This window comes from Stenotrophomonas sp. AR029 (genome assembly GCF_047520695.2).
In the GTDB taxonomy this organism is placed as follows: Bacteria; Pseudomonadota; Gammaproteobacteria; order Xanthomonadales; family Xanthomonadaceae; genus Stenotrophomonas; species Stenotrophomonas sepilia.
Map to the genome: position 1 here is coordinate 127,442 of NZ_JAXBQQ020000005.1, position 12,759 is coordinate 140,200.

Annotated in this window: 9 protein-coding genes; 4 read left to right on the forward strand and 5 right to left on the reverse strand. The window is 68.4% G+C overall.

The window, feature by feature from the left end; genetic code table 11:
• The first annotated feature begins 682 nt into the window (after nucleotides 1–682).
• Nucleotides 683–1,090 (forward strand): YciI family protein, encoded by a 408-nt coding sequence (locus ACM0PB_RS16015; RefSeq protein ID WP_065197347.1) that lies wholly within the window; start codon nucleotides 683–685, stop codon nucleotides 1,088–1,090.
• Here ACM0PB_RS16015 and ACM0PB_RS16020 read toward each other — a convergent pair.
• Nucleotides 1,068–3,149, reverse strand: a complete 2,082-nt coding sequence (locus ACM0PB_RS16020; protein ID WP_065179614.1) for an NHL repeat-containing protein — start codon at nucleotides 3,147–3,149, stop codon at nucleotides 1,068–1,070. The genes ACM0PB_RS16015 and ACM0PB_RS16020 overlap by 23 nt on opposite strands.
• Nucleotides 3,150–3,316: 167 nt before the next feature.
• Here ACM0PB_RS16020 and ACM0PB_RS16025 point away from each other — a divergent pair, with 167 nt between their 5' ends.
• Complete coding sequence (locus tag ACM0PB_RS16025; RefSeq protein WP_414604737.1) at nucleotides 3,317–4,837, forward strand: tetratricopeptide repeat protein; 1,521 nt, start codon at nucleotides 3,317–3,319, stop codon at nucleotides 4,835–4,837.
• Nucleotides 4,838–4,844: 7 nt separating this feature from the next.
• Here ACM0PB_RS16025 and ACM0PB_RS16030 read toward each other — a convergent pair whose 3' ends face one another.
• Nucleotides 4,845–5,621: a lytic transglycosylase domain-containing protein gene (locus tag ACM0PB_RS16030; RefSeq protein ID WP_005415084.1), complete on the reverse strand. Its 777-nt coding sequence runs from the start codon at nucleotides 5,619–5,621 to the stop codon at nucleotides 4,845–4,847.
• Nucleotides 5,622–5,833: 212 nt separating this feature from the next.
• On the reverse strand, nucleotides 5,834–7,207 hold the full coding sequence (gene cycA / locus ACM0PB_RS16035) for a D-serine/D-alanine/glycine transporter (protein ID WP_005415083.1): 1,374 nt from the start codon (nucleotides 7,205–7,207) through the stop codon (nucleotides 5,834–5,836).
• Between the two features lie 228 nt (nucleotides 7,208–7,435).
• Between cycA and ACM0PB_RS16040 the strand changes: the two genes are divergently transcribed.
• Nucleotides 7,436–9,052, forward strand: coding sequence for an EAL domain-containing protein (locus ACM0PB_RS16040; protein ID WP_235649915.1), 1,617 nt, complete (start codon nucleotides 7,436–7,438; stop codon nucleotides 9,050–9,052).
• A 67-nt stretch (nucleotides 9,053–9,119) separates the two neighbouring features.
• On the opposite strand, the gene ACM0PB_RS16045 is transcribed toward ACM0PB_RS16040, so the two are convergent.
• Both ACM0PB_RS16045 and ACM0PB_RS16050 read right to left on the reverse strand, forming a co-directional pair.
• A complete protein-coding gene (locus ACM0PB_RS16045; protein WP_374082976.1) occupies nucleotides 9,120–10,304 on the reverse strand; it encodes an MFS transporter in 1,185 nt (394 codons plus the stop codon).
• Complete coding sequence (locus ACM0PB_RS16050; protein ID WP_414604738.1) at nucleotides 10,301–11,479, reverse strand: serine hydrolase domain-containing protein; 1,179 nt, start codon at nucleotides 11,477–11,479, stop codon at nucleotides 10,301–10,303. Before ACM0PB_RS16050 ends, ACM0PB_RS16045 begins: the two co-directional genes overlap by 4 nt.
• Before the next feature lie 227 nt (nucleotides 11,480–11,706).
• Between ACM0PB_RS16050 and ACM0PB_RS16055 the strand changes: the two genes are divergently transcribed.
• A complete protein-coding gene (locus ACM0PB_RS16055) occupies nucleotides 11,707–12,606 on the forward strand; it encodes a LysR family transcriptional regulator (RefSeq protein WP_032953875.1) in 900 nt (299 codons plus the stop codon).
• Nucleotides 12,607–12,759: the final 153 nt, after the last annotated feature.

A 12,759-nucleotide genomic window follows, 5' to 3' on the forward strand; every position in this document is an offset into this window, starting at 1 on the left:
CCTTCACTGGATACAACGAACCAGGGGGCTGGGAATCGACACGTCTGTTGGGAATTCTTTTCTTGCGCGGAAAGCGCGCCTTCGGCGAGGGTCGGCGAACGGCGGAGCCCCTCCGTGGTGGTGTGGGTTGGTCGCGGAAAGCTGGTTTTCTGGGAGTGGGCCGGGCGGGCGGGGTTGGCGGGGACGCCGTGAACCCATCCGTGGGGGCTTAGCCGCGCCATCCATGGCGCGGATACCCCGCCAACCCCACCCGCCCGGCCCCAGACAGATCTCTGCGGCTGCCCCACCACGGGAAAATCAAGAGAAAAGGCAAAAGCAAAAGCAGCAGCAACGGCGGTTGGCTGGCGGCCTCAGCTTTACGAGCGAAGCGACCCGCTTTTGCTCTTGTTTGTGATTTTCCGTGGTGAACGCCGCAGGAAACTGTCCAGGGCCGGGTGGGTAGGCGGGGCGGGGGGCCAGATCAGTCCGCGGCATGGATGCCGCGGCTAAGCCCCCACGGATGGGTTTACGGCGTCCCCCGACCCGCCTACCCACCCGGCCAAGCCCAAGAATCACGCTGTAGCGCCACCACGGAGGGGCTCCGCCGTTCGCCGATCCCCGCCGAAGGCGCGCTTCTGCGCTGCAACATGCCCGTGCGCAATCCTGCGCGATCATGGACCCCCGCCCCCGCCAGGACCATGCCATGCAGCAGTACCTGCTTCTGATCTACATCGAGCCTGCCCTGCTGCAGGCCCTGCCCACCGAAGAATTCAACGCGCTGATGCGCGACTGCCTGGCCCATGCCGACAAGCTGCAGGCCGAAGGCACGCTGCTGGCCGCACAGAAGCTGCAGCCGGTCGATACCGCACAGACCCTGCGCGTGCGCGATGGACACAGCCGCGTGCTCGATGGCCCGTTTGCCGAAACCCGCGAGCTGCTGGCCGGCTTCAACCTGATCGTGGCGCGCGACCGCGACGACGCCATGCGCATCGCCCGCGACTTCCCGTGGGCACGCTTCGGCAGCATCGAAGTGCGGCCGCTGGAAGACATGAACGCCGAGCGCGAACGCTGCGGCGCCCCGGCTGCGGCTATGGCAGCAGCCGTACTCTGATCTCGCGCGGGCCGACGCCTTCGTTGCCGCTGTAGTCGCGCACGCTGGCACGCACGATGTACTCGCCCGGCGGCAACGCCGCCGGCTGCCAGCGTCCGGTTTCCATCAGGCCATCACGCACGGTGTTGGTGGCCAGGTAGCGGAACCGGGTCACCGCGCTGCCATGCACGGTGATGCCGCTGTCCGGTGCGTAGGCCACGCGCACCGCTTCCCGCTGCGGCGGCATGCGGTTGAACACGATGTTCCAGCGCGGCTGCTCGTAGCCCTGCAGCGCATGTCCCGTAGCATCGAGAATCTGGTAACCCACCTGGTACATGCCCAGCCGGCGTCGTGGCAGATTGTTGTCGACCTGGTCCCAGGCCTCCACCACGATCTGCACGCCACGCCCCTGCCGCGCAACCATCACCACGCCATCGCTGCCGGCGACCATCGGCTGGTCGTTGTCGTCCAGCAGGGCCACATCGGTGATGCGCGGTGCGAAGTGGTCGGCGTAGCCCTGGAAGCCCAGCGCTACCGCGTTGGTCTCGAAGCCACCGGTACCCACCGCCAGGTGCACGTGCGCCTGGTTGTTGATGCTGCCCAGGCGGTCTCCCACGTGGATGCGCATGCCACGGCGCACGCGCATCCGCTGCAGCTTGCCCTGCTCGTCATACAGCGCCTGCCAGCGCGCGTCGAACGGCACATCGCGCGGGGTGCGGCCGACACGCATGTGGATGTACTTGAGGCGGTCCACCGCCAGGCCCTCGGCCTGCTCGCCCAGGTTCCAGGCCGCCACCGGGCTGCTGATCTTGCCATCGGCAATCGCCAGCACGGTCTGGCCCACATCACCGCGCACGTCGAAGCCGCCATGCAGGTGGTGGCGGCTCTCACCGCTGAAGTTGCCGCGCACTTCACCCAGGGTGCCGACCACTTCGTGCCAGCCGTCCTGCGGTGCGAGCGGCCAACGGCCGCCCGTCTTCGGCAGCGCGGCATCGGCGGCCGGGCCGACCAGTGCCGGCGCCGGCAGTTCGCCCACCGGCAGCGGACGCAGGCGATGCAGGCGGTAGCCTGCGGCGTCGGCCACCAGCACGCTGCCATCGGCCTCCATTGCCAATCCGCTGGGGCGGGCCAGGCGCGGCAGGCGACCGTTGCCGACCAGTGCGATCTGATGGCCCTGCGGCGTCACCTGCACGATGCGGCCATCCATATCCCCCACGTACAGCACGCCATCGTGGGTGGTGGTCAGCGACAGTGGCCCATTGATCACGCCGCCGCCGGCAACCACGGTGCTGACCGTGCCATCGGTCCCCACCCGGCGCACGGCGTTGTTGAACAGATCGGCCACCAGCAATGCACCCTGCGCGTCGAAGGCCAGCGCCACCGGCGTATCGAAACGCGCAGCAGCGCCCACGCCATCGGCAAAGCCTGGCCGATCACCACCGGCCAGGGTGCGCACACTGCCATCGGTACCGATCACCCGGATGCGGTCATTGAACGTGTCCGCCACGTAGACCTGGCCCTGCGCGTCCACCGCAACGCCCATCGGTGCATCGAAGCGGGCCTGCATGGCAGGGCCATCGGCGAAGCCCTGTTCACCACCGGCCAGCGTGGTCACCTGGCCATCGGTGCCGATGCGGCGGATCGCATGGTTGCCCGTGTCGGCCACGTACAGGTTGCCCTGCGCATCGCCGGCAATGCCCGAAGGCGTATGGAAGCTGGCCTGCAGCGCAGGGCCATCGACACGGCCCTCGCCCTGCCCGGCCACGGTTTCAACGCGGCCATCGGGCAGGCGGCGGCGGATCCGGTTGTTGTCACCGGCATCGGTGAAATAGATACTGCCATCGGTGCCGCGCAGCAGTGCATACGGGTCGGCGAAGCGCGCCTGCGCGGACGCACCGTCGCGGTCGCCGGGGTGACCATCGCCGGCCAGCGGCTCGATCTGCGCGGTCCAGGCCAGCGGCGTGGGCACCGGGCCGGCAGGGCCGGCCAGCGTTTTCAGCGGGGTATCCCACCAGGTTGCAGCCAAGCCCACCGCCGTTGCCAACGCCACCCCTGCCGCCATCCATTGCCACCGTGCCATCGTGTTGCGCTGCCTCTGCCTGCTGCTTGAAGAGGCACCGACAATAGACGCTGCGCGTGCGATCCGCCACGGCCGATCATGCGGCTGAACACCAGGATTCGCTTCGTCGTGCTTGTCCTCGCTGGCCGTAGCAGGTTCAATGCGGTTCCCACGGATGGAGATTCTCCATGCCCCGCGTTCTCCCCCTCACCGCCCTGCTGCTGGCCGCATTGGCCAGCGCGCCCGCCTCCGCTTCGATCACGGTGGCCCCGCAGAAGCCTTCGGCCACCGCCGATGCAGTACACGCGGTGTACGCCACGCGTTGGGATGAGGCCATCCAGCAGGCACGCGACGGCAACACGCTGGGGGCGCTGATCAGCATGGAGCGGCTGATGGAAGATCCGTTGCTGGACGACTTCGATGCCGAGCATCGCGGCCGCGCCTCGCAGGTCGCCGGCTGGACCGCGCTGATGCAGAAGAAGCCGGACCAGGCCCGCCGCTACCTGCAGCGGGCGCAGGAGGCCCTGCCGGAGGATGCACAGATCCTGCTCACCCAGGTGTCGGTGGAACTGTCGGACAACCAGCCGGCCGCAGCCACCTCTTTCCTGGTAAAGGCACTGCAGCACGCCGACGCACCGCTGCCGATCGATCACCACGCCATCAACTACCTGCAGTACCGCCTGCGTGAGCAGCCGCAGAAGCGCATGGACCTGCTGCAGGCGCTGTTTGACAACGGCTGGAAGAGTGGCGGCCTGGAACCCACCGGGCTGTGGCTGGCGCTGGCCACGCTGCAGGCCGACAACGGCCGTGGCGACAGCATTCCGGCCACGCTGGCGCGGATCGACAGCCCGGCCGAGATCATCCGCCTGCGCAGCGACAAGCGCTTTGATCGCTATGTCGATCGCGGTGACGCGCGTTTCGATCCGGTGCAGGCGGCACAGCGCCACCTCGATGAACTGCGTGTTTCCGGCCTGCTCGACCGCGCACTGGACGCGCGCATGGCCGAGTTCAGCACCACCTTGCTGATGCTGGACCGCAACGAGGAAGTGCTGTCGTTGACCGAGGGCATGGCCGGTGCCGCCAGCAACGGCGAATCGCCTGCCGCTGCGGAGGCGGAATGGGTGGCCTGGCTGCTCAACAGCCGGCTCACCGCACTGCGCCGGCTGGGCCGCACCGATGAGGCACTGGCCACGGCGAAACAGGCCGCCCGCATCGGCGCGCTCGGCCCGGATGGTGTCGAGCACCAGATGAATGTCGGCTTCGTGTTCAGTTCGCTGGGGCGCATGCAGGACGCTGCGCAGGCAGTGAATGACATGCCGGGCCTCGCCGGTTACGGCAAGGCCGCACAGGCGCTGCTGCAGTTCGCCGCCGCCCGCGAGCGCGGCGATGCCAAGGCGCGCGATGCAGCACGCGCGGTGATCCTGGCCCAGCGCGACGATGCCCGCCTGTTCCATCGCGAAATGCTGCTGGAGGAAGGCGACCTGGACGGTGCCGCCGCCGTGCTGATCGAACAGCTGCGCTCGCCGGTTGAACGCGGTGAAACCCTGGCCAGCCTGCAGGACATGCGCACCTATCCGTCATTGCCGGGCGATGTGCGCATCGATGCCGCGTGGCGTGCACTCAAGCAGCGTGCCGACGTGCAGGCGGAGGTGGCACGCGTCGGCCGCATCGAGCGCTACGACCTGGTCAGCACTTCCACCTCGCGCTGAGTCCCTGCTAGCGGGCTGGCACTTCGGTGCGGATGCCCATCGCTTCGCGGTAGCGCGCGTACAGCGCCATCACCTTGTCCACATAGGCCAGGGTTTCGGCGTAGGGCGGCACGCCCTTGTAGCGGGTGACCGCACCGATGCCCGCGTTGTAGGCAGCCGCCGCCAACGGGCGATCGCCGTTGTAACGGCGCAGCAGCGCGCGCATGTAGCGTGCGCCGCCCTCGATCGACTGCTGTGGCGAGAACGGATCGCGCACGCCATATTCCTGTGCGGTCTCCGGCATCAACTGCATCACGCCCTGTGCGCCCTTGGTCGAGACCGCCAGCGGATCGAAATTGCTTTCGGCATGGGCGATCGCGCGCAGCCAGGCATCATCGACGCCGGTGGCTTTGGCCGCGGCCTTGAACTGCCTGGCGTGCTGCGCGAGCTGCGGCTTGCCGACCTTGCCCAGGCCCTCGTGCGCCGGCTCGCCCGGCGGCGTGGCCACGGTGAACTTCAGGAATACCCGCGAGCCGGGCAGGTTGCGGGTGGAATAGACCAGCACGCCGTCCTGCTCGCGCTCGTACAGCACACCACTGAACACGCCCATGTTGCCCCACAGGTTCGGGGCCTGGATGGCGTTGTCGTCGATCTCCTTCGGCGTGCACCGCGATCCCGGCTCCGGTGCGGTGGCCAGGCTGACGGTGTTGCCCTGCACGCAGCGATAGACCGTGCGCGCGGCAGCCATCCCGGGCCACAGGATGGGCAGCAGCACCAGTGCAAGCAGGAGAGGTCGATGGGACATGGCGGCCGGATGATCCGGCCGCGCCCGCGAATGTTGGGTGAATGGGGGGCCGGCAGGGCTACGCCCTGCACCCGCGGTAGTGCCGGCCGCTGGCCGGCAACCTCAACGGCAACGGCAGCGGCCGATTTCCTGCGGCTGACAGTAGATCCACGCCATGCGTGGATGAAACTCTCTGGAGACGATGGATCAATCGATGGAACGGAGACGTTGGATCACTTCGCGGCCCTCCGGCGCACCCAATACCCCGCGCCCAGCAGCACGAACCACACCGGGCTGGCGATCAGCGCCTGGCGGGTGTCGCCCTGCAGGCTCAGCAGCACCAGCACGGCGGCGAAGAACACCAGGCAGGCCCAGCACATGGCAACGCCGCCGGGCATCTTGAAGATCGAGGCAGCGTGGCGCTCCGGGTAGCGGCGGCGATAGGCCATGTAGGCCACCAGGATCAGCGACCAGACGAAGATGAACAGCACCGTGGCCAGCGTCGTCACCAGGGTGAAGGCGGTCACCAGGTTCGGAATCAGGTAGATCAGCAGCGTGCCGCCCAGCAGGCACAGGCACGAGAACAGCAGGCCTCGGGCGGGCACGGCAGCGCGTGACAACTTCGACAGCCCGCGCGGGGCGTGCCCCTCTTCGGCCAGGCCGTACAGCATGCGGCTGGTGGAGAAGATGCCACTGTTGGCCGAGGACGTGGCCGAGGTCAGCACCACGAAATTGATCAGGCTGGCGGCGGCGGGAATGCCGGCCAGCACGAACAGCTGCACGAACGGGCTCTTGTCCGGCACCACCTGGCGCCACGGGGTGACCGCCATGATCGCGATCAGCGCCAGCACATAGAAGATGATGATGCGCACCGGGATCGAGTTGATTGCCTTGGGCAGGTTGCGCTCGGGATCGGCGGTTTCGGCGGCGGTGGTGCCGACCAGCTCGATGCCGACGAAGGCGAACACCGCAATCTGGAACCCGGCGAAGAAGCCGACCAGGCCCATCGGGAACATGCCGCCGTCATTCCACAGGTTCGACAGCGACGCGGTGTGGCCGCTGGGTGAAGTGAAACCCCACGCCACCAGCCCGGCGCCGGTGATGATCAGCGCACAGATCGCCACGATCTTGATCAGCGCGAACCAGAATTCCATTTCACCGAACAGCTTCACCGTCACCAGGTTCAACGCCAGCAGCAGCATCACGCAGGCCAGCGCCGGTTTCCAGGCCTCAAGCCCGGGGAACCAGAACTGTGCGTAGGCGGCAATCGCGATCACGTCGGCAATCGCGGTGACGATCCAGCAGAACCAGTAGGTCCATCCACAGAAGAACCCGGCCCACGGGCCGAGCAGGTCGGTGGAGAAGTCGATGAAGGATTTGTACTGCAGGTTGGACAGCAGCAGCTCGCCCATCGCACGCATCACGAAGAACAGCATCGCGCCGATGATCAGGTAGACGAAGACGATGGACGGGCCGGCCAGGCTGATGGTCTTGCCCGAGCCCATGAACAGGCCGGTGCCGATGGCACCGCCGATGGCGATCAGTTGCAGGTGGCGGTTGGACAGGCTGCGGCGCAGGTGCTCGGGGGGCGTGGCGGGCTCGGTCATGGGCGCGGGAAGGGGCGGGCGAAGCGTTCGACGGTAGTCCTCCGCGGCGCCGAGCGCCAGCGCCAGACGGCCCCATTGCGTCAAAGCAGGCCGCTTTCACCACAATGTGACCGAATACCGTATTGATCCCATTCCGCCCGGCCCGGTGCCATGCTCAGATAGCCGCACCTGCCCAAGGACCGGCCCGACCATGCGCCCTGCCCCGCCCGCCCTGCTGGAGCCCCGGCCATGAGCCGCCTGCGCGTCATCATCGGCGGTACCGCACTGGCCCTGCTGGCCGCTGCGGTGCCGATCGCGGTCATGGCCTACGCCACCTGGGACCGCGCGGTCAGCGTCGAACAGCAGCGCCTGCGCGACATCGCCGATCGCACCCTGCGCCGCTCCGACCTGTCCTACCAGGAGGCGCTGGCGGCGCTGAAATCCGCCGAAGCCGGTACCTACGTGTCCTGCAGCCCCGAGCACATCCGGCGCATGCAGACCCTGGTAATGACCACCCCATCGATTGACCAGATGGGCTACTTCGAAGGAGGCAAGCTGCGCTGCACCTCCTGGGGGCCGTTCCTGTCGGATGTGGATCAGCCCAGGCCGGACCACGTCACCAGCGACGGCGCCGGCATTGCGGTGGATGTGCGCCCGGAAATCAGCGGGCGCCGCCAGGTGCTGGCGATCCTGTATGGGTCCTACGACGCTCTGGTGGACCCACGCCGCTTCGTCGATGTCATCGCCGACCCGAATGTGCGGCTGGCACTGGCCAGCCCCGATGGCCGCCTGCTGGCCAAACAACCCGGCCTGGATCCGGACCTGCTGCAGGCACTGCTGCGCGACCCGGGCGAAGGCCTGGACCACACCACGCTGTTCGCTACCGCGCGCAACGAGGAATGGCTGGCCGTCGCCACTACACCGCGCACCGCGCTTGCCGCCGCCTTCCGCCAACAGGCCTGGCTGTACGTGCCGGCGGGCCTGCTGCTGGCCGCCGCCGGGGCCGGCCTGGTGATCTGGCTGTCGCGGCGCCGCCTTTCCCTGCGCGGCGAACTGGCCACCGCCATCCGTCGCCGCGAGCTGTACCTGCATTACCAGCCGATCATCGAACTGGACACCGGCATCTGCGTCGGCGCCGAGGCGCTGGTGCGCTGGCAACGCCCGGATGGCACCCAGGTGCGCCCTGACCTGTTCATTCCACTGGCCGAAGAGGCCGGCATGATCGCCGACGTCACCGACCTGGTGATCGAGAACGTGGTGCGCGACATGCGCGAGCTGCTGGTCGCCGACCGCAGCGCGCACATCGCGATCAACCTCGCCGCCGAAGACATCAGCAGCGGTCGCGCCCTGAAGATGATCTCCCGGCACATGGCCGGCAGCGGCATCCTGCCGCAGCAGATCTGGATGGAGGCCACCGAACGTGGCTTCCTCGATCTGGACCGCGCGCGCACCATGCTCGCCGCCGCCCGCCGCGCCGGCCACAGCGTGGCCATCGATGATTTCGGGGTTGGCTTCTCCAGCCTGCAATACCTGCAGCAGCTGCCACTGGATGCGCTGAAGATCGACAAATCATTCATCGATGCGATCGGTACCGAAAGCGCCACCAGCCCGGTCACGCCGCACATCATCGACATGGCCAAGGAGCTGGGCCTGTGGGTGGTGGCCGAGGGCGTGGAAACCGAAGCGCAGCTGGCCTACCTGCACAGCCGGCATGTGGAATTCGGACAGGGCTGGCTGTTCTCGCGGCCGTTGCCGCGCGATGAGTTCGTCGCCTTCCATCAGAAGCGGCAACAGCAGTACGGCGCTGCACGCGAACACATGCAGAACCCGCGCAGCGTGCCGATCGAGCAGGTGCCGCTGGATTAGCAAGGCAAAAGCAAGGCCCACGGTAGTGCCGGCCGCTCGCCGGCACCGCGTCATCACTGATCAACAGCTACGCCCACGCCTTCGGCCGTGCCAGCAACCACGTGGCGGTCACCGCCAGCAACAGCAACGGCAGCCATCCCAGCTGGCGTGGGCCGCTGGCCTGCAGCAGCACCCCGCCTGCCACGCCGCCGGCCGCAATGGCCAGGTTCCAGCCGGTCACCAGCATCGATTGCGCCAGGTCCGCAGCGGCCCCGGCGCGCCGTGCCAAGGCGGTCTGGAACAGGGTCGGCACGGCGCCGAACGCCACGCCCCACAGGATCGTCGCCAGCAGCAGCGCGCTCGCCACGCCTGGCCACACCAGCAAGGCCAGCACCGGAACGATGAAACCGATCACCGCCGCCCACACCAGCGCATGCAGGTAGCGATCCACGCCCCAGCCGGCCATCGCGATGCCAGCAATCGCCGCCATGCCGAAAGCAAGCAGCAGCCGGTCCAGCCACGCACCGGCACCCGCGTCGACGGCCAGCGGCTCGATGTAGGTGTACAGCACGTTGTGCGCCAGCACGTACAGCGCCATCACCAGCAGCGCACTGCGTACACCGGGCAGGCGCCACACGGTCGCCAGCGAAGTGCGTTGCCCGGCCCCAGCGGCCGGCAACGCAGGCAACGCCCAGCGCGCGTAGGCCAGCAGCAGCAGACCCAGCACGCTCATCAACGCGAACGCCCAGCGCCAGCCGATCTGCTGGCCAAGCAGCGTTCCGGCCGGCACCCCCAGCGACAGCGCCAGCGGCGAACCGACCATCGCGACCGCAATGGCCCGTCCCTGCAGCGACGGCACCACCATGCGTGCGGCGTAACCGGCCACCAGCGACCACAGCAATCCGCCGCTCACACCGGCCAGGAAGCGCGCAGCCAGGATCAGCGCGTAACTGCTGCTCAACGCGGTCAGCGTATTGACCACCACGAAGCCGGCGATGGCCGCCAGCAGCAGCGGACGCCGTGGCAGGCGCTGAGTCAGCGCGGTCATCGGCAGTGCGGCCATCACCGAACCCAGCGCATATACGCTCACCAGCTGGCCGACCGCCGCATCACTCACGCCCAGGCTTTCGCCCATCGGCCGCAGCACACCCGCCGGCAGGGTCTCGGTCAACAGGGTGATGAAGCCGCCGCCGGCCAAGGCAAGCAGGCCCGCCCACGGCAGGCGCGTGGCCTCGCCAGCCGGACTGGCGGCATCGATGGCATGGCCGCTCATCGCGTAGTCTCCAGGTCGGCATAGACCGCGTCGCGCAGTGCATCGACAAAAACGCCATCCATCCCTTCGTACAGGGTGTTGGTCAGCGCCACCACGCTCAGCCCACGCGACGGGTCGACGAACCAGCTGTGCCCGTAGGCACCGCCCCAGCGCCAGCTGCCTTCGCGCTGTGGTGTGCCGCTGGCGGCGGCATCGCGCAGTACCGCAAAGCCCAGCCCGAAGCCCCAGCCGGCCGGTTCCGGCGGCCCCTGCTCGCCCACCTGCGGGCTGGCCATCTGCGCCGCCAGCGCGGGCGGCAACAGGCCAGAGCGTTGCACGTCGCGCAAAGCCTCCAGCACCGCCATCACCTCATCGGCGGTACCGACCAGGCCGGCGCCGGCCGAAGCGAACCGACTGGCGTCGGTGGCACGCGCGGGACTGAACTCGATGCCCAGCGTTCCCTCGAAAGGTGCGACCACCTCGCCTTCCTGCAGGCGATGCGGTTGCGGCGTGTCGCTCACATACGGCGTGGCCAGCCGCTCTGCATCGCGCGTAACGAACGCGGTGTCGCGCAGGCGCAACGGGGCAGCCAGCAGACGCTGGAACAGCGCCTGCAGCGTTTCACCGGTCGCGGCTTCGGCCACCGCACCGGCCACGTCCACGCCCAACGAGTAAAACCACTGGCTGCCCGGTGCGAACAGCAGTGGCACCTGCGCGATGCGGCGCACGTTCTCGGCCAGGGTCAACGGGTTGGCGTCCATGCCATCGCTGACGCCAGCGCGCGCGTAAGGTCCCTCCGCATCCGCCTCCAGGAAGCGATAGCCCAGTCCGCTGCTGTGGCTGAGCAGCTGGCGCAGGCTGATCGGCGGCGTGCTGCCATCGGCCAGCGCCGGGCGGAAGTCCGGCAGCCAGCGCTGCACCGGCGCGTCGAGGTCGAGCACGCCTTCAGCCACCAGGCGCAGGATCACCGTGGCCAGCAACGGCTTGCTGACCGATGCCAGCCGGAACAGCTGATCGCGCTGCATCGGCCTGGCCGACTCGCGGTCGGCCAGCCCGCTCGCGCTGGCATGGCGCAGCACGCCGTGCTCGCGCACCAGCACCACCGCACCAACCAGGCGCAACGGATGGACCTGCTGCAGCAGCCGCTGCACCGAAGGCAGCGTCGGTGCAGGTTCAAGGGAAAGAGCGGCATTCATCGCGGTGATCCGTGGGGAGAGGCCCGCCACGTTAGGCAGCGCGCGGCGCTGCAAAAAGCCGGTTGCCGCTCCGGGCAACATGGACCGTGCAGTCCGCAATCGGCATCATGCCCGGAACTGCAACGCCGCAAGGGCTGCCCGAGGCCCCGCACCACAGTGTTGCGATGGCCGCGCCGCGTGCCGCGATCACCTGCCCCTACCCTGCCGTTTTCATTGCTGCTACGCCCATGTCAGTCCTGGACAACCTCGCCAATCTGCAGACCTTCGTCCACGCCGCCGACACCCGCAGCTTCGTCGAGACCGGGCGCCTGCAGGGCATCTCCGCATCGGCCGCCGGCAAGTGCGTTGCGCGGCTGGAGCACGCACTGGGCGTGCGCCTGTTCCACCGCAGCACGCGCAGCATCACCCTCACCGCCGAGGGCCAGCTGTTCCTGGCGCGCTGCCGGCGCATCCTCGACGAACGCGATGCCGCGCGCACCGAACTGGCGCAACCGCACGCTGCACCGAGCGGCACGCTACGGATCAGCCTGCCACTGGTAGGCGACCTCACCCTGCCGTTGATGGCCGAATTCATGGCCGCGTATCCGGACATCCGCCTCGACCTGGATTTCAGCGACCGGCTGGTCGATGTCATCGAGGAAGGTTTCGATGCGGTGCTGCGCGTTGGCGAACCCAGCGACTCGCGGATGAACGCACGCCGGCTGGGGGTATTCCCGCGGCGTGTCGTCGCCTCGCCGGGCTACCTGCAGCGTCGCGGCGTTCCACGCACGCCGGCCGACCTGCTGCAGCACACGTTGCTGCACTACCGCTTCCCCAGCACCGGCAAGCTGGAGCCGTGGCCGATCCACTGGCCCGACCACGAAACACCGCAGGAGCTGCCGGTGCACATGGTGGCCAACACCATCGAGGCGCGGGTGGCGCTGGCGCTGCGCGATACCGGCCTGGCCTTCGTGCCGGTGCACTCGGTACGCGATGCGCTGGCCGACGGCCGCCTGGTCACCGTGCTGGAGGATCATGTGCACTCCTGCGGCACCTTCCACCTGCTGTGGCCGTCGGGCCGACACGTACTGCCGAAGCTGCGGGTGTTCATCGACTTCGTCGGCGCCCGCCTGGACACCGTGCCGTAGCCGCGAGAAATCCACCCATGCCCGGCCCACAGTAGATCCACGCCATGCGTGGATGCTCTTGTAGTGCAGAGCCATCAAACCATTCAGCCAACCCCGCTATACTGGCCGCTCATTCCTCCCAGAGGCTCGCGACCAATGCGCCATTGATGCCGC